Consider the following 26,477-nt stretch of genomic DNA (forward strand, 5'->3'; position numbering starts at 1 on the left):
TAGGACCGATCGTGGCAGGCGTCGGAGCGCCCCATGAGTCTTTCTCGTATTTAGTTGACCGGGCGGCCGGCGTACCGGATCAGCCGCGCTCGCGCTGGTCGGCCGGATCCTCGACGAGGCTGGTCGGCGACACCGGCTCCGGTGCGGGCAGCCCCTGCCGCCCCTTGCCGCCGGTGGCCTGCGCCTCGGCGACGCGTACCTCGTCGTGGATCTGTTGGGCGGCGTCCGCCGCTGCCTGCGCCGCCTCCGCGGCCTCCCGCTCGACCTGGCTCGCGTGGTCCGCGGCCTCCGGCGCGGGCATGTCCCCCACCATCTGGCTCAGCCCACCGAGCGCGCCACCCATCCCCTCCAGGGCCTTGGTCAACTCGGCCGGGACGATCCAGACCTTGTTGGCGCTGCCCTGGGCGATCTGCGGAAGAGCCTGGAGGTACTGGTAGGCCAGCACCTTCTGGCTCGGGTTGGCCTGGTGGATCGCGTCGAAGACGGTACGGATCGCCTTCGCCTGACCCTCGGCCTGCAGGATGCGGGCCTGCCGGTCACCGTCGGCCCGCAGCACCGCCGACTGCTTCTCACCCTCGGCGGTGAGGATCTGCGACTGCTTGTGCCCCTCGGCGGTCAGGATCGCCGCACGGCGGTCCCGCTCGGCGCGCATCTGCTTCTCCATCGAGTCGCGGATGCTGGCCGGCGGCTCGATCGCCTTGATCTCGACCCGGGTCACCTTGATGCCCCAGCGGCCGGTGGTCTCGTCCAGCACACCCGAGAGGTGCCTGTTGATCTCGTCGCGGCTGGTGAGCGCCCGCTCCAGATCGAGCGAACCGATCACGTTCCGCAGCGTGGTGACGGTCAACTGCTCGATGGCCTGAAGGAAGCTGGAGATCTCGTAGGTCGCCCGGACCGAGTCGACCACCTTGAAGTAGAGGACCGTGTCGATCGAGACCACCAGGTTGTCCGAGGTGATCACCGGCTGCGGCGGGAAGCTGACCACCTGCTCCCGCATGTCGACCTTGGTACGGACCGCGTCGATGAACGGCACCAGCAGGTTGAGGCCGGGGCTGAGGGTGCGCTTGTACTTGCCGAGCCGTTCCACCACGTCCTGGCGCTGCTGCGGCACGATCCGCACCGCCTTGGCCAGCGTTATCACGGCGATCAACGCCACCGCGATCACCACCACCCCGATAAACGTCATCCCGTTCACCCTCTCGATTCCGGCAGCTCGCCGGCGGAAGAAACATCGTCCTGCCACACCAGGGCGGTAGCGCCCCGGACCTTTATCACCCGAACCCGTTGACCGGGGTCGTAGACCTGTGTCGTGTCGTACGACCGGGCGCTCCACAACTCACCGTCAATCTTGACGAGACCCTGCTCGGCGTCCACCCGTTCCAGCACCAGCGCCGTGGAGCCCTCGATCGCCTCCACACCGAACGGCTGCTCGCCACTCTCCAGCGCCGAGCGGCTGTGCCGCCGGATGACCGGTCGGACCACCACCAGGCTCAAGGCCGACACCACAGCGAAGACCAGCGCCTGCACGGCGACCGGCGCGCCCAGGGCGGCCGCACCGGCAGCGGCGAACGCACCGGCCCCGAACATGATCAGAAATAGCGTCGTCGTGAAAATCTCGGCGACGGCCAGCAGCACACCCAAAACGATCCACACCACGGCGTCCACCCCACGATCGTGACACGCAAATGCACGCGCGGCCTCCCCGCGAAGATCAGTAGGCTCGGCGGGACCCTTTTCCGGCCCGCAAAACACCACGAATCGGCGGCCCGACCCGAGGAGATCCCGTTGACCCTGTTACCCGAGACCGCCCGACAGATCGACACCCGGGTCGCCCAGGCGCAGGCCGACGGTCACACCCCGTCGCTGGTGCTGGGCGTGGTCCGCGACGGCACGCTGGCGCATGTGGCCGCCGCCGGCGAACACCCCCGCCCGGACGTCGATCTCCAGTACCGGGTGGGCTCGATCAGCAAGACGATGACCGCCACCCTGATCATGCAGTTGCGCGACGCCGGCCGACTCGCTCTGGACGACCGGCTGGAGCAGCACCTGCCGGGCACCGGTGTGGGCGCGCTCACGGTGCGCCAACTACTCGGCCACGCCAGCGGCATCCAGCGCGAACCCGAGGGTGACTGGTGGGAGCGGGCGGCGGGCGTCGATCTCACCACCCTGCTCGCCGACGTCGACGCCGACAAGATCGCCTACCCGCCGCACCGCGCGTACCACTACTCCAACCTGGCGTACGGGCTGCTCGGCGGGCTGCTCGAACGGCTCACCGGGAAACCCTGGGCCGACCTGCTCGACGAACGGGTCCTCGCCCCGCTGGGCCTGCGCCGCACCACCTACGCGGCCACCGAGCCGTACGCCCGCGGCTACGTCGTCCACCCCTGGCACGGCACGCTGCGCGAGGAACCCCGTACCGACACCGGCGCCATGGCCCCCGCCGGGCAGCTCTGGTCGACGATCGAGGACCTCGGCCGTTGGGCCGCGTTCCTGGCCGACCCCGACCCGGCGGTGCTGGCCGCCGAGACGCTGACCGAGATGTGCGCCCCCGTGGTGATCAGCGATCTCGACTCCTGGACCGGCGGGCACGGCCTGGGGCTGGAGCTCTACCGCGACGGCGAGCGGGTGTACGTCGGGCACGGCGGCTCGATGCCCGGGTACGTGGCCGCCCTCGTGGTCCACCGACCGAGCCGCACCGCCGTGGTCGGCTTCGCCAACTCGTACGGCTTCCCGATCACCGGGCTCGGCCGTCAACTGCTGACCATGGTGCTGGACGCCGAGCCGGCGCTCCCGCAGCCGTGGCGGCCGGCCGCCGCCGCACCCGATGCGGGGTCGGCCGAGCTGACCGGTCGCTGGTGGTGGATGGGCACGTCGCTGGACCTGAGCTGGGACGCGGGTGACCTGGTGGCGCACGTACGCGGTGAGCGGGTGAGCCGGTTCACCGCCGAGGGGACGGACCGCTGGCGGGGACGTTCCGGCCCGGAGAACGGCGAGATCCTGTCGGTGCTGCGCGACGACAGCGGACGGACGGTGGCGGTCGACATCGCCACGTTCGTCTTCACGCGCAGCCCGGACGAGGTTCCCTGACCCGCCGCCGGCGGGCCGGCGGTCACGCCGGAAGCGGACGGGCGGTCCCGCCGGCGGGCGGGCGGTCACGCTGGCGGGCGGGCGGTCACGCTGGCGGGCGAACCGGCGGCGGCCGGCGGTCAGGCCGGCTCGGTGACGAAGTCGATGAGCCGTTCCATGGCGTTGATCAGCGGGGTCTCCACGTCGGCGAAGCTGTTCACCCGGGACAGGATGTGCCGCCACATGTCGGCCGGCTCGGCCACCCCGAGGGCCGCGCAGACCCCCTCCTTCCACGGCCGCCCCGGTGGCACCACCGGCCAGGCCGCGATGCCCAGCGCGGCCGGCTTGACCGCCTGCCACACGTCCACGTAGGGGTGCCCGGTCACCAGCACGTGCGGGGAGTTCACCCGGGCGACGATCCGGCTCTCCTTGCTGCCCGGCACCAGGTGGTCGACGAGCACGCCGAGTCGTCGGGTCGGGCCGGGGCCGAAGTCGCGTACCTCGGCGTCGAGGGCGTCGATGCCGTCCAACGGCTCGACCACCACGCCCTCGATCCGCAGGTCGTCGCCCCAGATCCGCTCGACCAGCGCGGCGTCGTGGATGCCCTCCACCCAGATCCGGCTGGCCTTCGCCACCTGGGCCCGCACGTTGTCCACCGCGACCGAGCCGGACGCGGTCCGGCGGCGGGCCGTCGGCACCGTCGCCCGGCTGGGGCGGCGCAGCGTCACCGGGCGGCCGTCGAGCAGGAACGCCGCCGGCAGCAGCGGGAAGTTGCGCCGTTTACCGTGCCGGTCCTCCAACACGACCGCGCCGGCCTCGAAGCCCACGACCGCTCCACAGAACCCGGAGTCGGCATCTTCGACCACGAGATCCGCTTCGGCGTCCACCTCGGGGGTGACCTTGCGCCGTCGCCAGTCGCCCGCCAACACGTCCTCGCCGTATCGCCCCGCCATGTCGATCACGCTAGACCCAGCCCCCTCCCACCCCACCCCCGACACACCCCCCACCCCACCCCACCGAACCCCGCCCCAACCCCAACCCCCAACCCCGCCGCTGTCGATCATGGAGTTGTGGTGCTCCACGAAACGGCGTCAACCGGTGCCGATCACCCACCACGACTGCATGATCGACGCGACCCGGGGGGTGGAGGCAGGGGTGCGCGGGGGCGGGGATCGGGGCGAACAGGGCAGTTGGGGGCAGGCCGGGCGACCGGAGCGGCAGCCGAGACAGGGCCGGTCGTGACCACGTACCCTTTCGGCATGTCCACCCCCGCAACGGGCGCGGTCACACTCGCGCCGCGCCGGTCCAGCCGGTTCGTTGCCTGGGTGCGCGCGTGGCGCGCCGGGTTGGTGCCCTTCGACGAGGTCGCCGACGCCATCGCCGGCGACGAGGAACACCTCGTTGCGGACGCCCCGGGCACCTGGACCGACGTCCCGCTGGGCGCCGCGCTGCCCACCCTGGCCAAGCTCTCCCCGGACGAGATCCGCCTGGTGCTGCCCGCGCCGGGTGACCCGAGGGGTCTGCCCGGCCCCGGCGACTTCGCCGGTGCGGCGCTGGTCACGGGTGAGGCGGTGGTCGCCGGCGGGCTCGGGTTGATTCCCCAGGTGCGGCTGCACACCTCCGGCTCGGGAGACTGTTTCGAGACGGTGCTCTGGCGGGTCTACCCGCTGCCGGCCAATGCCCCCGCCGCCTCACTCTCGTTGCCCGGCGCCGCCGAGGCGGAGGCCGAGCTGGCCGCCGCGCTGGCCGAGACGACAGCCGTGCTGACCCGGCTCGACGTCGCCCAGTGGCGGCCCGAGTTGGCCGGTGCGCTGGCCGCGCTCCGCCGCCCGGACGGCACCACCGACCTCCCACCGGGCTTCGACCCGCGGGCCCGTCGGCTCTTCGCCCGGGCCGCGGTGCTCGACCGGGTGCTGGCGTTGGCCGGGCACGCCGCCCCCGGGGGCGCGATCAACAACTACGAGGCGCAGCAACGCGACGCGGCACTTCGCCCCCTGACCGCAGCCTGCCGGCAGGCGCTGGTGGCCGCCTGCAACGCCCCCCTGCGCCCCTGACCGGAGCCCCACAACCCCAGCCCTCGCCGATCTTGCAGTTTCGGTTGTCGACATGAGGGGGAATGCCCTTTATGTAACGACAGAAAGTGCAAGATCGCGGGACAGGACGGGTGGGGTAGGTCAGATCTCGTCTAGGAGGTCCGCGACGGAGTTGATGATGCGCGACGGGCGGTACGGGTAACGCTCCGCCTCGGTGCGGCTGCTGATCCCGGTGAGCACCAGGATGGTCTCCAGCCCAGCCTCCAGGCCGCACAGGATGTCGGTGTCCATCCGGTCACCGATCATCGCGGTGCTCTCCGAGTGGGCGTTGATGGTGTTGAGCGCCGAGCGCATCATCATCGGGTTGGGCTTGCCGACGAAGTACGGCTCGACCCCGGTCGCCTTGGAGATCATGGCGGCAACCGAGCCGGCGGCGGGTAGCGCGCCCTCCACGGACGGGCCGGTCACGTCGGGGTTGGTGCAGATGAACCGGGCGCCGTCGTTGATCAGGCGGACGGCCTTGGTGATCGCCTCGAAGCTGTAGGTGCGAGTCTCGCCGAGCACCACGTAGTCGGGGGCGAAGTCGGTCAGCACGTAGCCCACGGCGTGCAACGCCGTGGTCAGCCCGGCCTCACCGATGACGTACGCGGTGCCACCCGGGCGCTGGTCGGCGAGGAACTGGCCGGTGGCCAGGGCGGAGGACCAGATCGACTCCTCCGGCACGTCCAGCCCCATCCGGCTGAGCCGGGCCGTCAGGTCCCGGGGGGTGTAGATCGAGTTGTTGGTCAGCACCAGGAACGGCTTGCCGGAGGAGCGCATCCGGTTGATGAACTCCGGCGCGCCGGGCACCGGCTGGCCCTCGTGCACCAGCACGCCGTCCATGTCGGTCAGCCAACTCTGCACGGGCTTACGGTCATGCATCGGTTCCCCCAGCAGGCGTCGGACGACGGGTCGGCACACAACAGACGGTGGGGCAGGTGTCCCACATGGGCAGCTCGCCCAGGCGGCGGCGCAGCTGCGCGCCGTCCGGGTCGGTCCGCTCGGTGACCAGCTCCCGCACCATGGTCACGAAACGCGGGTCGGTGCCCGGCGTACCGGCCCGGACGAAGTCCAGGCCGAGCTGCTTCGCCGTCTCCAGCGCCTCGGTGTCCAGGTCCCACACGACCTCCAGGTGATCGGAGACGAACCCGATCGGGCTGACCACCACACCGGTGGTGCCGCCCTGCGCGAGGGCGGCCAGGTGGTCGTTGATGTCCGGTTCCAGCCACGGCACCTGCGGCGGGCCGGAGCGGCTCTGCCAGACCAGGTCGTACCCCAGGTCGGGTGCGGCGGCAGCGGCGACGAGCCGGGCGGTCTCGTGCAGCTGCGCCTCGTACCGGCCGCCGTGCGGGCCGGCGTTGGCCGCCATCGAGTTGGGGATGGAGTGGGCGGTGAAGACCAGCCGGGTGGTGTCCCGCTTTGCCGGGTCGAGCTGGCTCAACGCCGCCCGGACCGCGTCGACGTGCGGCTCGACGAAGCCGGGGTGGTCCCAGAACTGACGCAGCTTCTCGATCACCGGGGCGTCCGGGCCGACGGCGGCACGAGCGGCGGCGATGTCCTCCTGGTACTGCCGGCAGGAGGAGTAGCCGCCGTACGCGCTGGTGACGAAGGCCAACGCCCGGGTGACCCCGTCGTCGCGCATCTGGGTCACGGTGTCGGCGAGCATCGGGTCCCAGTTGCGGTTGCCCCAGTAGATGGGCAGGTCGACACCGTGCGCGGCGAAGTCGGCGCGGACGGCGGCCAGGAGGTCCCGGCACTGCTGGTTGATCGGGGACACCCCACCGAAGTGCTGGTAGTGCTCGGCGACCTCGGCCAGCCGCTCGGGAGGCACACCCCGGCCCCGGGTCACGTTCTGCAGGAACGGCATCACGTCTTCGGGCCGCTCGGGCCCGCCGAAGGACACCAGCACCACCGCGTCGTACGACATGGGGTCATTCTCGCCCCTCGGCCTCGACGCCCGGGCGACGCCCCCTGGTCCGGACGTGTGGGTCACGCGGACGGTGGCCAGGGGGCGACGTGGGAAGCGTCAGGCGCCGATGGCGTGGTAACCGCCGTCGACGTGCACGATCTCGCCGGTGGTGGCCGGGAACCAGTCGGAGAGCAGCGCCAGGCAGGCCTTCGCGGCGGGCTCCTGGTCGGTGAGGCTCCAGCCCAGCGGGGCCCGCTCGGTCCAGGCGTCCTCGAACTGGTCGAAGCCGGGGATCGACTTCGCGGCGATGGTACGCAGCGGCCCGGCGGCTACCAGGTTGCTACGGATGCCCTGCTTGCCCAGGTGCAGCGCCAGGTAGCGGGAGGCGGACTCCAGGCCGGCCTTGGCCACGCCCATCCAGTCGTAGACCGGCCACGCCTTCGTCGCGTCGAAGGTCAGGCCGACCACCGCGCCGCCGGGCGACATCAGCGGCAGCGCCGCCATCGCGAGAGACTTGTACGAGAAGGTGGAGACGTGCAGGGCGGTCGCCACGTCCTCCCAGGGCGCGTCGAGGAAGCCGCCACCGAGGCAGCTCTGCGGGGCGAAGCCGATCGAGTGCACGACACCGTCGAGGCCGTCGACGTGCTCGCGTACCCGGTCGGCGAGGCCGGCCAGGTGCTCGGTGTTGGTGACGTCGACCTCGATGACCGGCGCGGGCTCGGGCAGCCGCTTGGCGATCCGCTCGACCAGGGAGAGCCGGCCGTAGCCGGTGAGCACGACCTGCGCGCCGTTCTCCTGAGCGAGCTTCGCCACCGAGAAGGCGATCGAGGCGTCGGTGATGACACCGGTGACGAGCAGCCGCTTACCGGCGAGCAGTCCGGACATCGCTGATTTCCTCCGTAGTCAAAAGGGGTTAGTGGCCCATGCCGAGGCCGCCGTCGACCGGGATGACGGCGCCGGAGACGTACCCGGCGCTGTCCGACGCCAGCCAGGTGACCACGTCGGCGACCTCGTCCGGGCTGGCCATCCGGCCGGCCGGGATGGACTTGAGGATCTCCGCCTTGCGGTCGTCGGTGAGGCCGGCGGTCATGTCGGTGTCGATGAAGCCGGGCGCCACCACGTTCGCGGTGATGTTGCGGCTGCCCAGCTCCCGGGTGATCGAGCGGGCGACGCCGACGAGGCCGGCCTTGCTGGCGGCGTAGTTGACCTGCCCGGCACCGCCGGCGAGGCCGACCACCGAGGAGATGAAGATCATGCGACCCCACTTGGCGCGGAGCATCTTGCCCGAGGCCCGCTTCGCGACCCGGAACGCCCCGGTGAGGTTGGTGTCCACCACGTCGGTGAACTGCTCCTCGGTCATCCGCAGCAGCAGCGTGTCGGCGGTCATGCCGGCGTTGGCGACCAGCACCTCGACCGGCCCCAGCTCGGCCTCGACGGCGGCGAAGGCGGCGTCGATCGAGGCGGCGTCGGTGACGTCGGCGCGGACGCCGAACAGCCCCTCGGGCGCCTCGCCGCTGCGGTGGGTGACCGCCACCCGGTCGCCCTGCTTGGCGAAGGCCTGCGCGATGGCCAGGCCGATCCCCCGGTTGCCCCCGGTCACCAGCACGGTGCGAGCCACTGTTCCCCCTTGCTCAGCTGATCTCAGTCGCAGGCGAGCCTAGGCGTTACCGGCAGGTAAGCGCTAACGGGAGCCGTGTCACACCGGGGTACGACACCGGAATCAACCCCTGGTGGCACGCCCTGCGGCGGGGTCGCCCCGTAGCCTCCGGGTGGTGAACTGGCGACCGATCACCGTGGCCCTCGGGGGCCTCGGGCAAGCCCTGTGGGGCCGGGACGCCCCGCCCGGTCGGCCGCTGCTGGCCCGCTGGCCCAGGCTGGCCCCGTACGCCGCGCCGGTCGGCCTGCTCGCCGCGCTCGGCCTCTTCCTGATCACGCTGACCGTGGAGACCGAGTGGGGCCTGCCGACGCCGATCGCGGTGCTGTTCGCGGCGATGACCGTGGCGCCGCTGCTGGCGCTGCCCCGGCGTCCGCTGCTGGCCTGGCGGCTGACGGTGCTGGCCCTGCTGATCTGTACGTTCGACGCCCCAGCGGATCAGGACTGGCGGTGGACCCCGCCGCTGGCGCTCGGCTCGATCGCGGTGCTGGCGGTGGTCGTCGCACGGGTCGACCGCCCGGCGCTGGCCTGGGTGGTGCTGATCAGCACGGTGCCGGTGCTCACCATGGTGCACCCGGACAACCGGGTTCCGGTCCTGCTGCTGCTCGGCGCGCTGGCGATCGCCGGCGACCTGATCCGGCGCAACCGGCTGTCCCGGAGCGCGCTGGCCGCGCAGACCGAGCTGAGCGAACGCGAGCAGGAACGTCGGGCGGTGCTGGAGGAACGCACCCGGATCGCCCGGGAACTGCACGACGTGGTGGCCCACCACATGTCGCTGATCGCGGTGCAGGCGGAGACCGCCCCGTACCGGCTGACGGACGTGCCGGCCCCGGCAGCCGCGGAGTTCGTCGCCATCGCCGCGTCGGCCCGTGACGCGCTGACCGACATGCGACGGCTGCTGGGAGTGCTGCGCAGCGAGACGAGCGACCCGCAGACCGCGCCGCAGCCGGACCTCACCGACCTGGGCGCGATGGTGGACGCGGCCCGCCGGGCCGGGCTGCCGGTGACCCTGGACGTCGAGCCCGTGGACGACGACCGGGTGCCCGCGCCGGTCGGGCTGGCCGCGTACCGCATCGTGCAGGAGGGCCTGGCCAACGCGGCCCGGCACGCGGCCGGCGCCGCGGTGCGGGTCACCGTCCGCGCCGGTCCGTCCGGTCTGGGGGTACGCGTCGAAAACTCCCCGGCCGACGTCCGACCGACCGCCGGGGGCTCCGGGCACGGGCTGACCGGTATGCGGGAGCGGGCCACCTCGCTGGGCGGTACGTTCACCGCCGGGCCGCTGCCCGACGGGGGTTACGCGGTGGCGGCCGAGTTGCCGTACGACGCGGAGGGCGGGGACCGATGATCCGGGTGCTGATCGCCGACGACCAGGCGATGGTCCGGCAGGGTTTCGGCGCGCTGCTCGCCGCCCAACCGGATCTGCTGGTGGTGGGGGACGCCGCCGACGGCGCGCAGGCGGTGGCCGCCGCCCGTCACCTCGACCCGGACGTGGTGCTGATGGACGTGCGGATGCCGGTGATGGACGGGCTGGAGGCCACCCGCAAGCTGCTCGGTGACCGGTCGACGCAGCGGCCCCGGGTGCTCATCCTCACCACCTTCGACCTGGACGACTACGTGTACGAGGCGCTGCGCGCCGGGGCCAGCGGGTTCCTGCTCAAGGACGCCCCGGCGGCCGACCTGGTGCAGGCGGTGCGGGTGGTGGCGGCCGGGGACGCGCTGCTCGCCCCGGGGGTGACCCGCCGGCTGATCGCCGAGTTCGCGGCCCGTCCGGACCGCCGCAGCCCGCGCCCCACCGACCTGGCCGGGCTCACCCCACGCGAGACCGAGGTGCTGCGGTTGATCGCCCGGGGCCGCAACAACGCGGAGATCGCGGGCGACCTGGTGGTGGCCGAGCAGACGGTGAAGACGCACGTCGGGCGGATCCTGGCCAAGCTGGGTCTGCGCGATCGGGCCCAGGCGGTGGTGCTGGCGTACGAGACGGGTCTGGTGGCCGCCGGCGAGTAGCCCTGTGGAGCCAGCTCGGAAACGGCTCTGTGGGACGACGACCGGGCCCCGCCCCCGGGCGCACTCTCCCTCCGGACGACATTCCGGAGGGAGACCGTGATGCGACGACGAGGTGCCAGCCGGGTGGCGGTGGCCGCGCTGCTCGGCGTGAACCTGGTTCTGCCGACCCGACCCGCGCCGGCCACGGCGGTGGGGTTCGTCGAGGCGTACCCGGTGACGGCGGCGACGATGCGCGCGGCCGGCCCCCCGTACGCGGACTGGGCGGCCGACGGACGCCGGTTCCTGCTGTTCGACGAGCGCGGTGACGGCCGCGCGGTCGAGGTTCTCGGCGACCTCGCCGACGCGGACCGGATCGCGGTGCTGGTGCCGGGGGTCGGCAGCACTCTCGCCGACTTCGACCGGGGGTTGGGCGGGGTGGCCCGGCGGGCGCCGGCGGCGCAGGCCGGGCAGCTCTACCGGGAGTTGCGGGCGATCGACCCGGCGGCACGGGTCGCGGTGCTGGCCTGGCTCGGCTACGACCCGCCCGACGGGGTCCTGACGGCCGCCGGTGGCGTCAGCGCACGGCGCGGCGCGGCCGGGCTGGCCACGCTGCTCAGGGAGCTGACCGCGCGCCGTCCGGCGGCGACGATCACGCTGGTCGGGCACAGCTACGGGGCGCTGGTGGTGTCGCTGGCGGCGGCGGACGCCCCGGCCCGGGTCACCGACGTGGTCAGCCTGGGCGGCGTCGGCGCCGGGGTGCAGCGCGCCGACGACCTGCCCGGCGGGCGGCGGTTCTGGGCGGCCGAGGCGACGACCGACTGGATCCGTCGGGTACCGCCGGTGCGGCTGCCCGGCCTGGGTTTCGGCCGGCGACCCGGCGACCCGGCGTTCGGTGCCCGACCCCTGCCGGTGGGTGGGGTGGCGGGGCACGACGGCTACCTCGCCCCGGGCAGCGCCACGCTGGTCGCGGTGGCGGCGGTCGTGCTGGGCGGCGTCGGCACCGACGGGATCGGGGACGCCCGGTGAGCCGGGACCGGGCCGTCGACGCCTTGCGGGCGTACGCCATCGGCGGGGTCGTGCTGGGGCACTGGCTGGTCACCGGGTTGGTGCTGACCGGCGACGGTGGGCTGCACCAGGCGAGTCCGCTGACCGCCCTGCCCGACCTGGCCCCGATGACGTGGGTGTTGCAGACGCTCGGGTTGTTCTTCTTCACCGCCGGGTTCGGCTCGACCCGGTCGCTGGCCCGTCACCCGGGCGGCGCGGGTGGTTGGCTGGCCGGTCGACTGTGGCGGCTGCTGCTGCCCGCCGTGGCGCTGCTCGGTGTGGGGGCCGCCGTGCTGCTGGCCGCGACCGTCGTCGGCACCTCGGACGACACGCTCGCCGTCGCGCTGCGGCTGGCGGTCAGCCCGCTGTGGTTCCTGCTACCGCTGGTGATCCTGGTCGCGGTGACCGGTCCGCTGCGCGTCGCCGTACGCCGGTGGGGGGTGATTCGGTGCGTGGCGCCGGCGGTGGCCGTGGTGGCCGCGGTCGACCTGGCCGTCCGGCTGCTGCCGTCCGGCACCGACCTGCCCCCGGTCACCGTGCTGGCGGCCTGGTCGGTGCCGTACCTGCTGGGAGTGGCGCACGCCGACGGGCGGTTGGACGGCCGGCGGGCGGGCGCGACGGTGGCGGCCGGTGGGGCGGTCGCGCTGGCGGCGCTGGTGGCGCTGGGCTACCCGGTGAGCGCGGTCGGCGTGCCCGGGGCCGGGGTGTCCAACCTGAACCCGCCGTCGCTGCTGGTCGTGGCGTTGGCGGTGACCCAGGTGGGGCTGGGGTTGCTCGCCCGGCCGGCGCTGCACCGGCTGCTGACCCGGCCTCGGCCGGGCCGGGCGGTGACCGAGGTGAACCGGTCCGCCGTCCGGATCTACCTGTGGCACCAGCCGGTACTGGTGGCGGTGACCGCGCTCACCGCCCGCGGCGGGCTGGCCCTGCCCGGTCTGCACACCGCCCCGGACGGCCCGGGGTGGGTGCTGGCGCGCTGCTGCTGGCTGCCGTTGCTGGCCGTGGTGCTGGTCACCGTGGTGCGGGTGGGGCAGCCGGGTCGAGGCGTACGGGCGGGTGCCGCGCGGCGTCGGCAACCGGGCGGAGGAGGGCTTCCGGACCGGTCGGCCGAGTGCGTCCCTGCGGCACCGCAGGTGTACGATCATCGACGTTCCGGCCCGCCCGACTTGCAGGAGGTGATCGCTGTGCGAGATAGCGATCCTCCCAGTCGTGGCCGGGCCGATGGTCAGTCCCGCTGAGCCACGACTCAGTCTGGTGAGCTGACCCCGCTCCGCTCCCCCACCGCGTCGGCACCTGCCGAGGTGAGTGTGCCGCGCCGCCCGATCCCGGGCGGTCGCCGGGAGCCGCCCGGTCACGACTTCGTGTGCGCGTCCCCACCCCCTGCGGTCCGCCCCCGCGCGCGGACCGTCCAGCCGCCACCCGGAGCCGTCATGAGCCGCTACGTCGCCCCGCTGGGCTTCACCCTCGCCGCCGTCTGGGTGGCCATCGTCTTCGTGCTCGCCGGTGGCGGTCACTGACCGCTGCGGGCCGGCAGCTCGCGCTGCCCGGTGCCGGCGGCGATCCTCGACCGCCGCCGGCGCAGCCGTTCACAGCATCCGGGACGACCACAGCAGACTGAACGCGCCCGCGCAGAGCGCCAGCAGCAACGCCACCCCGGCGTACCACTGGGTCACCTCACGCGGCTCGGTGCGGAACCCGATCGAGCTGCCCATGTCCTGGTAGACCTGCTTCAACTCACTCACCGAGGCCGCCTCGTAGAAGTAACCCTCGGTGGTCTCGGCCAGCTCGGCGAGGGCCATCCGGTCCACCGGCACCCGCTGCAACTGCCCGCCGATGTCGACCTGGCCGGTGTCGGTGCCGAAGGCGATGGTGGAGACCGGCACGTTCGCGGCCTGCGCGGCCGCCGCCGCCTCCTCCACCGCCCGACCGGAGGTTCGGAAACCGTCGGAGAGCAGCACGATCCGGGCCGGCGGAATGCCCGCCGCGCCATCGGTCGGCACCGACCGGATCGCCTCCAGGCAGGTGAACACCGCCTCGCCGGTCGCGGTCGCCTCGGCCAGCACCAGCCCGTCGATGGCGCTGGTCACCGCGTCCCGGTCCTTGCCCGGCGGCACCAGCACGTTCGCCGCCTTGGCGAACGACACGAGGCCCAGGTTGTAGCTCTCCGGCAGCTCATTGACAAACTGCTTGGCCGCCTCCTGGGCCGCCTCCAGCCGGTTCGGCGCCACGTCGTCGGCCTGCATCGACAACGACACGTCGATGGCCAGCATCACGGTGGCCCGCTCCAGCGGCTCCTTGGTGTCCACAGCGGGACGGGCCAGCGCGGTGGCCAGCACCAGCAGGCAGAGCAGGAAGGCGGTCGCCGGGACGTGCCGACGCCAGCCCAGGCCCTTCGGCGCGACGGTACGCAGCAGGTCCACATTGGTGAACCGCATCGCGTACGCCCGGCGGTGCAGCTGCCGCCAGACGTAGAACGCGGCGAGGGCGAAGACCGGCAGCACGGCCAGCAGCCACCACGGTTGCAGAAAACGGATCATCGTGTCGTCCCCCGGGTACGCGCGTGCCGCTGCGCGGCCACGAATCGCACCATGTCCAGCAGCCAGTCTCGGTCCGTACGCAGACGCAGGTGGGCCGCGCCGGCGCCGCGCAGGGCGGCGGCGATCGTGGCCCGTTGGGCGGCGGCGGCCTCGGCGTAGCGCTGCCGCAGCCGTGGGTCGGCGGTCTGCACCTCGTGCAGCTCGCCGCTCTCCGGGTCGACCACCGGCAACACGCCCACGTCGGGCAACTCCAGCTCACGCGGGTCGACCACCTCGATCGCCAGCACGTCGTGGCGGACGCGCAGCTTGCGCATCGGCCGCGCCCACTGCTCGGCCGGCGCGAGGAAGTCCGAGACCACCACGGCCACCCCGCGACGGCGGGGCGGACGGTTGAGCATCTCGACCAGGGCGCCCAGGTCGCCACGGCCGGGTTGGATGGCGGTGCCGGCGACGGCGCGCAGCAGGCCCTGCGCCTCCTTGCGCCCGGAACGGGCCGGCAGCCGGGTGAGCACCCCGGGCCCGGCCGGCGGTGGTCCGCCCCGCCAGCGTCGGGCCGGGGCGGACACCCCGCCGCCGGTGCCGATCACGGCGCCGATCCGGTTGCCCCCGCGCACGGTCAGGTGGGTGATGGCAGCCGCGGCGGCCACCACCACCTCCCGTTTGAGCCACTGCCCGGTCCCGAAGTCCAGGCTGGCGGAGAGGTCCAGCGCGAGCCAGGTCTCCAGTTCCCGGTCGGCGACCGTACGCCGCACGTGCGGTGTGGTGGTCCGGGCCGTGACCGGCCAGTCCATCCGGCGTACGTCGTCGCCGGGGCGGTACTCCCGGGACTCACCCGCCTCACTGCCCGGTCCGGGCAGCAGGCCGGCGTAGTCGCCTTGGAGCAGACCGTCGAGCTTGCGGGTGACGAGCAACTGAAGCCGGGACAGCACGGCCTCGCTACGGTCGGCCAGGGGGGCCGGACGAGGGGTGGGTGAGGTCACGGGCGCTGCCCGGGCCAGCCAGCGCCCGGCGGCGGCGCGATCGACGGCGGGGTGGCCTGCTGCCGGGGAGCGACCGCCGGCAGCGGGATCGTCGACATCACCCGCTGCACGATGTGGTCGGCGGGTACGTCGTCGGCGAGCGCGTCGTAGCTGAGCACCAACCGGTGCCGCAGGATGTCCGGCGCGATGTCCTGAACGTCCTGCGGCAGCGCGTAGTCACGCCCGCGCAGCAACGCCAGGGCACGGGTGGCCCGGACCAGACCCAGCGAGGCACGCGGGCTGGCCCCGTACTGGATCAGTTGCGCGACGTCGGGCATGCCGTGCTCGGCCGGGGCCCGGGTGGCCAGCACCAACCGGACCGCGTAGTCGACCAGGGCGTTGTGGACGAAGACCTGGTCCGCCTTGCGTTGCAGGGCGATCAGCTCCGGCGTGTCGAACACCGCGGTCGGCTCGGGCGCGGCCACGCCCATCCGGTAGACGATCTCCCGTTCCTCCGCGTCGGTCGGGTAGCCCACCACGATCTTCATCAGGAACCGGTCCCGCTGCGCCTCCGGCAGCGGGTAGACGCCCTCCTGCTCGATCGGGTTCTGAGTGGCCATCACCAGGAACGGGTCGGGCACCCGGTGGCTCTCCCCACCGATGGACACCTGCCGCTCGCTCATCACCTCCAGCAGCGCGGACTGCACCTTCGCCGGCGCACGGTTGATCTCGTCAGCGAGCAGGAAGTTGACGAAGACCGGGCCCAACTCGACGTCGAACTTCTCGCTCGACTGCCGGTAGATCCGGGTGCCCATGATGTCGGCGGGCACCAGATCCGGGGTGAACTGGACCCGGGCGAAGGACCCACCGACGACCTTGGCGAGGGTCTCCACCGCCAGGGTCTTGGCCACCCCGGGCACGCCTTCGAGCAGGCAGTGACCTCGGGCGAGCAGCGCGACGAACATCCGCTCCACCATCCGGTCCTGCCCGACGATCACACGTTTGATCTCGAACAGGCCCTTCTCCAGCAGGGTGGCGTCCTGCGCGGGTGTGGTCACCGGGGCAGGTGCCGCTCCGTTCGGCGTCGGGGCGTCGGGCATGGTCGGCTGGGCCACCGGTCCTCCACAGCGTTCGTCGGTCGTCGCGGCTCGTGCGGTAACAAGACTCGCACGCCTTGCTGAGTGTCGAGGTGGGGAGAAGCCGATTTTGGGCGTGCCGTCCCCGGCGGCCGAATCACACATCTCGGGTGTGCACACACCGGCCTGTCGCGTGTACGATTCACCCCGTCGCCGGGCGGCTCCCCCCGTGGTCGCCCGGCGCTCAACCTCTCCGTCCCGCCGCCCTAGACTGGCCGGGATGAACACCCCCTCCCCCGCCGACGAGTCCCTGATCTGTTCGGCCCGGGGCTGCCGGTCCGCCGCCGTCTGGGCGCTGGAGTGGAACAATCCCCGCCTGCACGACGCCGATCGGCGCAAGACCTGGTTGGCCTGCGCCGGGCACCGGGGCAGCCTCGGCGACTTCCTCGACGCTCGAGGCTTCCTGCGTGCCGTCACTCCGGTGCCCGGATCGCCTACGCTCGACGTGTGAGCGGCGACCCTCCGGCTTCCCCCGGCCCCACCTCCCCGTCCTGGCCGCCCACCCCGGCCACCGCGCCTCCCGGCGTCGACCCGCCTCCCGGCGCGTTCCCGGCACCCGGCACGCTCGGCCCGGAGCCCACCGCGCCGGACGTCTCGACGCCCGCCCCGCTGCCACCGGGCGCGCTGCCACCCGGTCACCGGCCGGCGCCGGGCGCCGACCAGCGCCCACCCGACCTGCCGCCTCCCGGCCTCCTGCCGCCCGACTCCCACGTGCTGCCGACGGCCGTGCCGGGTGGCCGGGGTCCGCTGGAGCCCTGGCCGGACACCGTCAACTGGCAGCCGATCTCCACCGACCTGATCTGGGTGGAGCTGATCCGGCTGGCGATCGTGGTCGCCATCGGGCTGGCGGTGACCGGGGTCGCCTGGGCGTTCAGCGGTCACTGGTTGTTCGGGCTCGCCGTGGCCGTCGTGCTGGTGTTCGGCGCGTGGCGGGCCGTCGCGATCGTCCGCGCGGTCCGGGCCTGGGGGTACGCCGAGCGGGAGAACGACCTGCTGGTCCGGCACGGGTTGCTGGTGCGCCGGCTCTCCATCGTGCCGTACTCGCGGATGCAGTTCGTCGACGTGAGCGCCGGGCCGTTGGAGCGCGCCTTCGACCTGGCCACCGTGCAGCTGCACACGGCGGCGGCGGCGAGCGACGCCCGGGTGCCCGGGCTGCGCCCGGCGGAGGCGTCGCGGCTGCGCGATCGGCTCACCGCGCTCGGCGAGGACCGGGCGGAGGGCCTGTGAACACCCGCGCCGGCAGCCGCCCACCGCACCGAGGGCCGCTCCGATGAGCGACAGGCCCACCGAGCCGAGCACCGTGCCACCCACCGGCGCTGTTCCCCAAGGTGCGACGCCGCCTGAACGGGTGCCGCCCGGCGCGACGCCTGGTGGGCCGGTGCCGCCCGGCGCGCCCGCGCCGTGGCCGGCACCGCCGGGCGGTGGCGAGGGCGAACCCCGGCAACGACTGCACCCGCTCAGCCCGGTGCTGCACGGCGCCAAGTCCCTGGTCGTGGTGATCGCCGGGCTGTCCTGGTCGACGCTGTCGCGGGTGGGCTTCGGCTGGTTCGCCGCCATGGTGGCGGTGCTGGCGCTCGGCGCGACAGTGCTGTCGGTCATCAGCTGGTACAACACCGGCTACCACGTCGTCGGCCGGGAACTACGGGTGTACGAGGGGCTGCTCTGGCGGCGTACCCGGGCCATCCCGTTGGAACGGTTGCAGGCCGTCGAGGTGGTCCGGCCGCTGCTCGCCCAGCTCACCGGCCTGGCCGAGCTGCGCCTGGAGGTGGTCGGCGGAGGAAAGACCGAGGCGCCACTGGCGTACCTCGGGGTGGCCGACGCGGCCCTGCTGCGCGAACGTCTGCTGGCGCTGGCCGGGCGGGTGGGGCCGCAGCCCGCGCCCGCCGACGCGACGGCCCCGGTGACCCCGGGTGCGACGGTGCCGCCGGCGGCCGTACCCGGCCGACCACTGCACGCGGTGAGCAACCAGAACCTGCTGATCAGCCAACTACTCACTCCGCAGGCGTTCCTGCTCCCGTTCGGTGTCGCCTTCGTCGTGGTGCAGTTCCTCACCGCCGGTTCGTGGTCGTTCGTCGCGGTGGCGAGCACCCTGACCGCGATGGCGGGTGTGCTGCTGCAACCGATCCGCCGCGTCCTCGACGACTGGAACTTCCGGCTGGCCCGCGACGGCGGCACGCTGCGGGTGCACAACGGCCTGCTGGAGACGCGGGCGCAGACCGTGCCGCTGGAGCGGGTGCAGACCGTGCGCGCCACCTGGCCCCTGTTGTGGCGGGTCAAGGGCTGGCTGCGGCTGCGGCTGGAGGTGGCCGGCTACTCCGTCGCGGAGGCCGACGACCGTAACCGGCCCGACCGGCTGCTGCCGGTCGGCGACCTGCCGACGGCGACGATGATCGTCGCCGAGGTGCTTCCCGGGGTACGCCTCGACGCTCTCACGCTGAGCCCGCCGCCGCGCCGGACCCGTTGGCTGCACCCGTTGGGCCGTACCGCGTTCGGCGCGGGGCTGTTCGAGCGGGTGTTCGCCACCCGGTCGGGCCGGGTCACCCGGCAACTGGTGATCGTGCCGTACGCCCGGATCCAGAGCGTGCGGGTGGTCCAGGGACCTCTCCAGCGCCGTCTCGGGTTGGCCACCGTGCACGCGGATACGGCGGGCGGCTCCGGCGCCACCGCCCAGGACCGTGACCTGGCCGAGGCCTGGGCCCTGGCAGCCGACCTGACCGCCAGAGCCCACCACGCCCGCACCACCCCCCACCCCTGACCCCGCCCGCCCCCGGCCCTCCGTGCCCCGCCGTGCCCCGCCGTGCCCCGCCGTTCTCCGCGGTGATCATGAAGTTATTGCCCCGACACGCCGTGCGGGAGGGCAATAACTTCATGATCACCGGGCCGAGGGGGCGGGCCTTGGGTGGGAGGGGTTAGTGGTCGGCGGGGACCGGGGGGTGGGTGGTGGCGGTTTCCGGGCCGCGGGGGGTTGGGGGCTCCGGCTGGTTGTGCGCGGGGTCGGGGGGCGGTGGCGTTCCGGGCTTCGGGTGGCGGACACGCCACGCCGCCCAGCCACGCTCCGCCAGGCCGACCACCAGGAAGGTCAGCCCCACGTAGGCCCAGCCGACCAGCACGTCGATCACGTAGTGCTCACCCGAGTAGACCAGGGTGAAGGTCATCGCCAGCGGGTACGCGAGCAGCAGCGGCCACCAGCGACGACGGGTGCCGGTCAGGAAGAACAGCACCACGAACAACGCCCAGGCGGTGTGCAGCGACGGCATGGCGGCAACCGGGTTGGAGGCGATCTGGCCGGCGTTGAGGACGTTGCCGGCGCCGTGCATGCCGAACGCCTTCCAACCCCGGGTGGAGATCCGGGCGACCTCGGTGAGCAGGCCGTTCTGCGCCGCCCACCAGGGCGGGGCCGCCGGGTAGATGAAGTAGGTGACCAGGCCGGCCGCGCAGAGAAAACCCCACCGCCGCATGTACGCGGCCCAGCGGTGCCGGTCGCGCAGCCAGAGCACCGCGGCGGCGGCCAGCGCCACCACGAAGTGGGAGAAGTACACCCAGCTCGCCGCGACATCCCACCAGTGCACCTGCGGGTGGTAGAGGTGCTGCTGCAACCAGACGGTGGGCACCTCACCGCCGGTGGCCCAGCCGAACATGAACCGGTCGGCGACGATCAACTCCATCGCGTGCGGCGTCGCCCCGTTGTCGGCGAACCCGCGCGAGAGGTTGTAGATCACGAACAGCAGCACCACCGGCACCCAGTCCCGGGCGAAGCGCAAATGGCTCCGCCACGGCCGATCGCTGTTCCAGGCGATGGTCGCCAGCCAGATCCAGACGAAGGCGTACGCCGGGTCGGTGGGCAGCCCGATGGCCAGCCACGCGGCGACGAAGGCGACCGCCCAGACGGTCATGGCGACGACGCGCCGACGACCCCCGTCCGGGGACGCGGGCGGGTCGGTCCGGGCGGGGGGCTGGGGGTCAGTCGCGACGGCCATCGGGGTCAAGGTTAACGACGGGTACGGCATCGACCGACGGGGACCACCCGTTGCGCGTCCGGGGGTGGTCGCGTCCGGATCGTCGGGCGCGTGCTCGACGGGTCCAGCGAGCACCTAGGCTGACGACCATGCAGGAGCAGCCCGAGCCGGCCTTCGCGCCGGGTCTGACCGCCCAGGTCGAGTTGACCGTCACCGACGCGGACACCGCCCAGGCGGTCGGTTCCGGGGACGTACCGGTGCTGGGCACCCCCCGGGTGCTGGCGCTGGCCGAGGCGGCCACCGTCGCGGCGACGGCGACCGGGATGCCGCCCGGGTCCACGACAGTGGGCACCCGGGTCGAGTTGGAGCACCTGGCCCCGACAGTGGTCGGCCGGACGGTCCGCGCGCAGGCGCTGCTGGCGACCGTCGACGGTCGCCGGCTGTCGTTCGAGGTCACGGTCAGCGACGGCGACCAGACGGTGGCCCGGGGCCGGGTGGACCGGATCCTGGTCGACCGGGGACGCTTCGTCGAACGGGCCGGGCGGGCGTCGTGAACGCCGCTTTCGTCGAGGTCGCCGACCGGGTGCACGTGCTGGCCGAGCCGCTGCTGCGGGTCAACGTCACACTGGTCGTCGGCGACGACGAGGCGCTGCTGGTGGACACGCTCTCGTCGGCCGCCCAGGCGACCGAGCTGGCTGCGGCCGTCCGGGCGGTCACCGACCGTCCGCTGACGCTTGTCAACACCCACCACCACTACGACCACTGCTTCGGCAACGCCGTCCTGGCCGGCGACCCACCCCGCCCGGTGTACGCACACGAACTGGCCGCCGCCGCCCTGCGCGAGGAGCCGGAGCGGCTGCGCCGGGAGGCGTACGAGGAGGTGCGCACGGAGCACCCGACGCTCGCCGCCGAGCTGGCCGACACCCCGCTGCTGGCTCCCACGCACACCGTGCACGTCGAGACGGTCCTCGACCTGGGCGGTCGACAGGTGCTGCTGCGCCACCCCGGGCGGGGGCACACCGAGGCCGACCTGGTGGTGCACGTGCCGGACGCCGACGTGCTGGTGGCCGGGGACCTGGTGGAGCAGAGTGGCCCGCCCGCCTTCGAGGACTCGTACCCGTTGCGGTGGCCGGACGCGGTCGCGGACCTGCTGCGACTCACCACCGCGCGCACCGTGGTGATCCCGGGCCACGGCGACCCGGTCGACGTCGACTTCGTGCGGGCCCAGCACGCGGAGCTGGCGAAGCTGGCCTGGCTGATCCGGGCCGCGCACACCGGCAGCGCCCCGCCGGAGCGGGTGGCCGCCGAGGCCCCGTTCGGGGCTCGCCCGGCTCTGGTCGCCGCCCGCCGCGGCTACCTGGAGCTGAACGGCACGGGCTGACCGCCTACACCGACGTGCGTCGCCACTGCTGGTTGGCGCCGGTGCCACACGTCCACTGCACCGCGCGGGCACCGTCGGTGGTGGCGGAGTTGAGCACGTCGAGGCACTTGCCGCTGTGCCGCGCGACGAGCTGTACGTAGCCCGTGCCGAGGTCCTGCACCCGCCACTGCTGGTTGGTGCCGCCGTTGCAGGTCCACTGGGTGACCCGTACCCCGTCGGCGGTCGCGCCCGCGCCGCCGTACACGTCGAGGCACTTCCCGCTGTGCGCGCTGACCACCGTCTGGTAACCCCCACCCGCGTCCTGGAACCGCCACCGCTGGTTGGGCTGACCGTTGGCGGCCCACTGCACCACGTCGGCACCGTCGGTGGTCGCGTTGTTGTTCACGTCCAGCAGCTTGCCGCTGTGCCGCGCGGCGAGGGTGTACGCGCTCGGCACCGGCACCGTGGTGTCCGGGGCGAGCCGGTACAGCCCGGCACCGTGGGCCGGGAACGACCGGGTGAGGGTCCCGGTCGCCGTGCCGAGGGCCGCGCCGGACCACAGGTCGGTCACGGCGGCCGACCCGATGCCGAGGTCGGCGAGGTTCACCGACACCTGCGCCGCGCTGCTGTCCCGGTTGAACAGGGCGACGTACCGGTGGTCGCTGCCCGGCACGTCGGCGGTCCACACCTGCCGGCTCCCACCGTAGAGCTGACGGTTGTTCGCGCTGTTCTGGTTGACCCCCAGGACCGCCGCGTTGGTCATCAACGCCAGCTCGGCGGCGCGGTTCTCGACCAGGTTGCCGCCCCACATCAGTGGCGCCCGGTTGATCGCCCACAGTGACATCAGGGTGCGCTGCTCGTCCGGGGTCAGGTTGGAGTATCGCGGCGAGCCGACCGGCCCGTACTTGGAGAGCCGCCCGATCGGGATCATGTCGGCGTCGGGCCAGGCGCCGGTGGCGCGGTACGGGGTCCAGTTGCGCAGCTGGTCGAAGAGCGCGTCCACCGACGACCAGTTGTCCCACAGATCGTTGACGATGCGCCACATGTGCGCGTTGGCCTGCACGTGCGCGCCGCTGGACAGCGAGGTCGGGCCGGGTGACAGGCTGAGCACCATCGGGCGGCCGCTGCGCTGGATGGCCGTCCGGTACCCCTCGACCTCGGACTGCCGGTACGTCGGGGCGGCGATGTCGTCCACCTTCACGTAGTCGACGCCCCAGGACGCCAGCAACTGGAACATCGAGTCCAGGTACGTCTGCGCGCAGGGGTTGGACATGTTCAACCCCCACATCAGGTTGAGCCAGGCCGCGGTGGTGGTGTTGTTGATCTGGTTGGCGCGGCAGTTGGTGCCGAGGATCGGGACGTTGTCGGCGACCGCCTGACGGGGAATGCCCCGCATCAGGTGGACACCGAACTTCAGGCCCTTCGAGTGGACGTAGTCGGCGAGCGGCTTGAACCCGTTGTCACCGGCGGCGGAGGGGAACCGGGTCGTGTCCGGCAGCAGCCGGCCGTTGGCGTCCATCCGGAGCCGGGGTTGCAGGTTCGCGTCCTGGTTCGGGCTGTTGTTGTGTTGACCGGGGTAGTACCAGGCCCAGTCGATCACCACGTACTCCCAGCCGAACTGCCGCAGGTTCGTAGCCATGTAGTCGGCGTTGGCCCGGACGTCGGTCTCGGTGACCCGCCAGTTGAACGAGTCGTAGCTGTTCCACCCCATCGGTGGGGTGTCGGCCACCCCGTTGTCCCACGCGGCCGCCCGCTCCGGCGGGTGGGCGACGACCATCCCGGCAGCCACGAGCAGCACGACCAGCAGGGCCGCGACGTGCCGGAACGCCAGAGGTACCAGAACCACCCGCATCAGAACCTCCCCGACGACGCCCACGTGTCCATCGTGCGTCATCGATGTTAACGTTCACAAATCCCCGAGGTCAACCCTCACCCCACTCCCACCCCGCGACCCGCCTTCACCCCGCCCCCGTCTTCACCCTGCCTCCGCGCCCCGCCGCGCCGCACCCCGCCCCGCCCGCGCCTCCGCCCCACCTCCGCCCCGCCCGCGCCTCCGCCCCGCCTCCGCCCTGCCACGCCCCGCCCGCGCCTCCGCCCCGCCTCCGCCCCGCCACGCCCCGCCCGCGCGCGCGATCTTGCACTTTGTGCGGGACAAAAGCAGGACATAGCCGACGAAACGTCGACAGAAACTGCAAGATCGACGCCGGGAGAAGGGGTACGCGGCGGGGCGGGAGCCGGGGCGGGGCGGGGTTGGGCGGGGTTGGGCGGCGCGGGGCGGGGCGGGGCGCGGCGGGGCGGGGCGCGGCGGGGCGGGGCGGGGCGGGGCGCGGCGGGGCGCGGCGGGGCGGGGCGGGGCGGGAGCCGGGGCGGGGCAGGGCAGACCGGGCAGGGCAGGGCCAGGCCGCGCCGGGGCCTGGCAGGGGCAGGGTGCGCGCGAGGGCGCGGCGAAGGGGCGCGGGGGCCAGGGGGTACGCCGAGGTTAGGAGTTGAAGCGGTGCTGGACGGCTGCACGGGTGGGCATGGCGGTGGCGCCGCCCGGGGATTCGCAGACCAGGCCGGCCACCCGTAACGCGAAGGCCACCCGGTCGACCCAGCCCGACGGGGTGTCCGGCTCGCCGTCGACGAGCAGGTCGGCGATCAGCGCGGCCATCACCGAGTCACCCGCGCCGGTGGCGTCGATCGCGTTGACCTTGGGGGCGGGCACCCGGACCGGGTCGGCGTCGGCGGCGGCCAGCACCGCACCGGCCGCGCCGAGCGTCACGACCACCGTGGCCGCCCCCAACTCACGCAGGTACGCCGCCACTCCCTCGACGGGCTCACCGGGATAGAGCAGCACCGCGTCGGCGGCGCTGAGTTTGACCAGGTGCGCGCCGGCGGCGAACTCGGCCACCACCTCCCGCAGCCCTTCCAGCGCGCCCGGCCCGTTCAGCAGCCGGGAGCGTACGTTCGGGTCGAAGACCCGCAGGCCGGCGGCGAGCGACCAGGCACGGCGGGCGGCGGCCAGCGTGGCGGGTCGGAGCAGCACGATCGAGCCGCAGTAGAGCACGTCGGCGCCCTCCAGCAACGCCAGGTCCAGATCGTCGGGCCCGAGCAACCCGTAGGAGGGCGGCTCGCCGTAGAAGCGGAAGTCCGGCTCCGGCCCGGCGTACGTGACGACTGCGAGCGTCGTCGGCGCGGGGACCGTGATCGCGCCGGCCACTCCGACGTCGGCCGCGGTGAGGAAGGCGCGGATCCGGCCGCCCAGCGCGTCGTCACCGAGCGAGCCGACGAACTGTGCCGCACCGCCCAGGCGGGCCACCCCGACGGCGACGTTCAGCGGCCCGCCGCCGATGGCCTGCCGATAGACCCGTTCCCCATCGAGATCGCTGTCGAGCAGGTCGACGAGCGCCTCACCGAGCACCACCGCGTATCCCATGCCGATCCTCTCGTCGTCGCCACCGGCCGCCGATCGCCGATCCGATCACCGTGGCACCAGGCTGGCACAGCGCACGGCCCGATGGGCGGCGAAGGCCACGCACCGGCGGGCGCGCTACCCCGGCTGGTGGATCGGTCCGTCGAGGTCCGCGAGGGGGCGACCGGTGCCGCCCCACCGGGCCGCGACAATCTGCGCGGCCACGCTCACAGCGGTCTCCTCGGGGGTACGACCACCGAGGTCCAACCCGATCGGGGAGGCGAGCCGGGCGAGTTGCGCCGGGCTGAGCCCCGCCTCGCTGAGCAGCTTGTGTCGCTCGTCGTGGGTACGTCGTGAGCCCATCGCGCCCACGTACGCCATCCGGTGGCGCAGCGCCAACTCCAGCAACGGCACGTCGAACCTGGGGTCGTGGGTGAGCACGCACACCACCGTCCGCTCGTCGAGCCGATCGGCCGCCAACTCGGTACGCAGGTAGCGGTGCGGCCACTGCACCACCACCTCGTCCGCCTCGGGAAAGCGCCGGGCGGTGGCGAAGACCGGCCGGGCGTCGCAGACGGTGACCCGGTAGCCGAGGAACCCGCCGATCCGGGCCACCGCGGCGGCGAAGTCGATCGCACCGAAGACGATCATCCGGGGCGGGGTGGCGTACGCGGTCACGAAGAGGCTGACGCCGCTGCCTCGGCGCTGCCCGTGGTACCCGTACCGGAGCATGCCGCTGTGCCCAGCGGCGAGCAGCCCGCGGGCGTCGGCGCCGGCCGCGGCGTCGAGCCGGTCGTCGCCGAGCGAGCCGACGGACCGCTGGCCGGTCAGCACCAGCCGACGGCCGAGCCGACGGGCCGGGTCGGTCGGTCCGGTGCGCGGTGAACTGCCGACGCCGACGGGTGGATCGTCGCCTGCGTCGGCGGCCACGCAGGTGACGATCGCCGCCGGGTGGCCACCGCTGCGGGCCGCGGCGACCGCGTCCAGCGCCGGCAGGGCGCTCGCGTCGACGCGCTCCACGAACACGTCGAGGATGCCGCCGCAGGTCAGGCCCACTGTGTACGCGTCGTCGTCGCTGATCCCGTAGCGGCGCAGCTCGGGTTGGCCGGTGTCGAGCACACCGCGGGCCCGTTCGTAGAGATCGGCCTCGACGCAGCCGCCGGAGACACTGCCGATGACCGTGCCGTCGGTGGCGACCACCATGGCGGCGCCGGGTGGCTGCGGGGCGGAGTGCCAGGTGGCCACCACGGTGGCCAGCGCGACCGCCTCGCCGTCGCGGCACCGGCGGTGCACCTCGTCGAACACGTCCGGCACCGGCGGCCGCCTCTCCGTCCCTGCTCCCCGTACGCAGGATATGACGTCCCACGACGACCGGCGGGTCTTCTTACGCATCGAGGAATGACTATTGCGCTC

General features: G+C 73.3%; 26 protein-coding genes. 12 read left to right on the forward strand and 14 right to left on the reverse strand.

The genetic code is table 11. The features are described 5' to 3' along the window. Positions 1-79: 79 nt before the first annotated feature. Entirely contained in the window at positions 80-1,186 is a 1,107-nt protein-coding gene (locus ACZ6NZ_RS31375; RefSeq protein ID WP_366613143.1) for an SPFH domain-containing protein, read from the reverse strand. Positions 1,187-1,191: 5 nt separating this feature from the next. After that, positions 1,192-1,665: an NfeD family protein gene (locus ACZ6NZ_RS31380; RefSeq protein ID WP_091403880.1), complete on the reverse strand. Its 474-nt coding sequence runs from the start codon at positions 1,663-1,665 to the stop codon at positions 1,192-1,194. A 120-nt stretch (positions 1,666-1,785) separates the two neighbouring features. Here ACZ6NZ_RS31380 and ACZ6NZ_RS31385 point away from each other — a divergent pair, with 120 nt between their 5' ends. Next, complete coding sequence (locus ACZ6NZ_RS31385; RefSeq protein ID WP_465861472.1) at positions 1,786-3,087, forward strand: serine hydrolase domain-containing protein; 1,302 nt, start codon at positions 1,786-1,788, stop codon at positions 3,085-3,087. Between the two features lie 119 nt (positions 3,088-3,206). Here ACZ6NZ_RS31385 and ACZ6NZ_RS31390 read toward each other — a convergent pair whose 3' ends face one another. After that, entirely contained in the window at positions 3,207-4,019 is an 813-nt protein-coding gene (locus ACZ6NZ_RS31390) for a DUF3097 domain-containing protein (protein WP_366613139.1), read from the reverse strand. Between the two features lie 306 nt (positions 4,020-4,325). On the opposite strand from ACZ6NZ_RS31390, the gene ACZ6NZ_RS31395 reads away from it, so the two are divergent. Continuing rightward, a complete protein-coding gene (locus ACZ6NZ_RS31395) occupies positions 4,326-5,120 on the forward strand; it encodes a hypothetical protein (protein WP_366613137.1) in 795 nt (264 codons plus the stop codon). 120 nt (positions 5,121-5,240) lie between these two features. Here the strand turns inward: ACZ6NZ_RS31395 and ACZ6NZ_RS31400 are convergent, their stop codons facing one another. The 4 genes from ACZ6NZ_RS31400 to fabG all read right to left on the reverse strand — a co-directional run bounded on the left by ACZ6NZ_RS31400 (position 5,241) and on the right by fabG (position 8,665). Further along, positions 5,241-6,020, reverse strand: coding sequence for an HAD-IIA family hydrolase (locus ACZ6NZ_RS31400; protein WP_357558003.1), 780 nt, complete (start codon positions 6,018-6,020; stop codon positions 5,241-5,243). Further along, positions 6,013-7,065, reverse strand: coding sequence for a ferrochelatase (locus ACZ6NZ_RS31405; RefSeq protein ID WP_465861475.1), 1,053 nt, complete (start codon positions 7,063-7,065; stop codon positions 6,013-6,015). The genes ACZ6NZ_RS31400 and ACZ6NZ_RS31405 overlap by 8 nt, the downstream gene beginning before the upstream one ends. Positions 7,066-7,164: 99 nt before the next feature. Continuing rightward, on the reverse strand, positions 7,165-7,932 hold the full coding sequence (gene fabI, locus ACZ6NZ_RS31410) for an enoyl-ACP reductase FabI (protein WP_366613132.1): 768 nt from the start codon (positions 7,930-7,932) through the stop codon (positions 7,165-7,167). A 28-nt stretch (positions 7,933-7,960) separates the two neighbouring features. Continuing rightward, entirely contained in the window at positions 7,961-8,665 is a 705-nt protein-coding gene (gene fabG, locus ACZ6NZ_RS31415) for a 3-oxoacyl-ACP reductase FabG (protein WP_355009692.1), read from the reverse strand. 154 nt (positions 8,666-8,819) lie between these two features. Here fabG and ACZ6NZ_RS31420 point away from each other — a divergent pair, with 154 nt between their 5' ends. The 5 genes from ACZ6NZ_RS31420 to ACZ6NZ_RS31440 all read left to right on the forward strand — a co-directional run bounded on the left by ACZ6NZ_RS31420 (position 8,820) and on the right by ACZ6NZ_RS31440 (position 13,242). Continuing rightward, positions 8,820-10,046 carry a sensor histidine kinase gene (locus ACZ6NZ_RS31420; protein ID WP_465861477.1) on the forward strand — a complete coding sequence of 409 codons (1,227 nt, stop codon included), beginning with the start codon at positions 8,820-8,822 and terminating at the stop codon, positions 10,044-10,046. Next, positions 10,043-10,705, forward strand: a complete 663-nt coding sequence (locus ACZ6NZ_RS31425) for a response regulator transcription factor (RefSeq protein WP_357194423.1) — start codon at positions 10,043-10,045, stop codon at positions 10,703-10,705. Before ACZ6NZ_RS31420 ends, ACZ6NZ_RS31425 begins: the two co-directional genes overlap by 4 nt. Positions 10,706-10,804: 99 nt before the next feature. After that, positions 10,805-11,710 (forward strand): alpha/beta hydrolase, encoded by a 906-nt coding sequence (locus ACZ6NZ_RS31430; protein ID WP_465861478.1) that lies wholly within the window; start codon positions 10,805-10,807, stop codon positions 11,708-11,710. Then, positions 11,707-12,963 (forward strand): acyltransferase family protein, encoded by a 1,257-nt coding sequence (locus tag ACZ6NZ_RS31435; protein WP_465861480.1) that lies wholly within the window; start codon positions 11,707-11,709, stop codon positions 12,961-12,963. The genes ACZ6NZ_RS31430 and ACZ6NZ_RS31435 overlap by 4 nt, the downstream gene beginning before the upstream one ends. Positions 12,964-13,026: 63 nt before the next feature. After that, positions 13,027-13,242, forward strand: coding sequence for a hypothetical protein (locus ACZ6NZ_RS31440; protein WP_465861482.1), 216 nt, complete (start codon positions 13,027-13,029; stop codon positions 13,240-13,242). 69 nt (positions 13,243-13,311) lie between these two features. Here the strand turns inward: ACZ6NZ_RS31440 and ACZ6NZ_RS31445 are convergent, their stop codons facing one another. From ACZ6NZ_RS31445 to ACZ6NZ_RS31455, 3 genes are read right to left on the reverse strand one after another with little or no spacing between them, the layout of a single operon-like run. After that, positions 13,312-14,262: a VWA domain-containing protein gene (locus tag ACZ6NZ_RS31445; RefSeq protein WP_366613120.1), complete on the reverse strand. Its 951-nt coding sequence runs from the start codon at positions 14,260-14,262 to the stop codon at positions 13,312-13,314. Continuing rightward, positions 14,259-15,260: a DUF58 domain-containing protein gene (locus tag ACZ6NZ_RS31450; protein ID WP_465861543.1), complete on the reverse strand. Its 1,002-nt coding sequence runs from the start codon at positions 15,258-15,260 to the stop codon at positions 14,259-14,261. The genes ACZ6NZ_RS31445 and ACZ6NZ_RS31450 overlap by 4 nt, the downstream gene beginning before the upstream one ends. Further along, complete coding sequence (locus ACZ6NZ_RS31455; RefSeq protein WP_196924350.1) at positions 15,239-16,336, reverse strand: AAA family ATPase; 1,098 nt, start codon at positions 16,334-16,336, stop codon at positions 15,239-15,241. The genes ACZ6NZ_RS31450 and ACZ6NZ_RS31455 overlap by 22 nt, the downstream gene beginning before the upstream one ends. Before the next feature lie 241 nt (positions 16,337-16,577). Between ACZ6NZ_RS31455 and ACZ6NZ_RS31460 the strand changes: the two genes are divergently transcribed. The 3 genes from ACZ6NZ_RS31460 to ACZ6NZ_RS31470 all read left to right on the forward strand — a co-directional run bounded on the left by ACZ6NZ_RS31460 (position 16,578) and on the right by ACZ6NZ_RS31470 (position 19,112). Further along, positions 16,578-16,808 (forward strand): hypothetical protein, encoded by a 231-nt coding sequence (locus ACZ6NZ_RS31460; RefSeq protein WP_465861483.1) that lies wholly within the window; start codon positions 16,578-16,580, stop codon positions 16,806-16,808. Positions 16,809-17,032: 224 nt separating this feature from the next. Beyond that, complete coding sequence (locus ACZ6NZ_RS31465) at positions 17,033-17,584, forward strand: PH domain-containing protein (RefSeq protein ID WP_465861544.1); 552 nt, start codon at positions 17,033-17,035, stop codon at positions 17,582-17,584. Positions 17,585-17,627: 43 nt separating this feature from the next. Next, on the forward strand, positions 17,628-19,112 hold the full coding sequence (locus ACZ6NZ_RS31470; protein WP_465861484.1) for a PH domain-containing protein: 1,485 nt from the start codon (positions 17,628-17,630) through the stop codon (positions 19,110-19,112). A gap of 154 nt (positions 19,113-19,266) precedes the next feature. Here ACZ6NZ_RS31470 and ACZ6NZ_RS31475 read toward each other — a convergent pair whose 3' ends face one another. Beyond that, a complete protein-coding gene (locus ACZ6NZ_RS31475; protein WP_465861486.1) occupies positions 19,267-20,334 on the reverse strand; it encodes a phosphatase PAP2 family protein in 1,068 nt (355 codons plus the stop codon). Between the two features lie 128 nt (positions 20,335-20,462). Between ACZ6NZ_RS31475 and ACZ6NZ_RS31480 the strand changes: the two genes are divergently transcribed. Next, positions 20,463-20,867: a thioesterase family protein gene (locus tag ACZ6NZ_RS31480; RefSeq protein WP_030488289.1), complete on the forward strand. Its 405-nt coding sequence runs from the start codon at positions 20,463-20,465 to the stop codon at positions 20,865-20,867. After that, positions 20,864-21,694 (forward strand): MBL fold metallo-hydrolase, encoded by an 831-nt coding sequence (locus ACZ6NZ_RS31485; protein ID WP_465861489.1) that lies wholly within the window; start codon positions 20,864-20,866, stop codon positions 21,692-21,694. Before ACZ6NZ_RS31480 ends, ACZ6NZ_RS31485 begins: the two co-directional genes overlap by 4 nt. A 4-nt stretch (positions 21,695-21,698) precedes the next feature. Here ACZ6NZ_RS31485 and ACZ6NZ_RS31490 read toward each other — a convergent pair whose 3' ends face one another. The 3 genes from ACZ6NZ_RS31490 to ACZ6NZ_RS31500 form a co-directional block, all read right to left on the reverse strand. Beyond that, on the reverse strand, positions 21,699-23,525 hold the full coding sequence (locus ACZ6NZ_RS31490) for an alpha-galactosidase (RefSeq protein ID WP_465861490.1): 1,827 nt from the start codon (positions 23,523-23,525) through the stop codon (positions 21,699-21,701). Positions 23,526-24,152: 627 nt separating this feature from the next. Next, positions 24,153-25,088, reverse strand: a complete 936-nt coding sequence (locus ACZ6NZ_RS31495) for a PfkB family carbohydrate kinase (protein WP_465861491.1) — start codon at positions 25,086-25,088, stop codon at positions 24,153-24,155. Positions 25,089-25,202: 114 nt separating this feature from the next. Then, the gene (locus ACZ6NZ_RS31500; RefSeq protein WP_465861493.1) at positions 25,203-26,378 is read right to left on the reverse strand and encodes an XdhC family protein; all 1,176 of its coding nucleotides are present in this window, start codon (positions 26,376-26,378) and stop codon (positions 25,203-25,205) included. Positions 26,379-26,477: the final 99 nt, after the last annotated feature.

Source organism: Micromonospora sp. NPDC047756 (assembly GCF_055587245.1).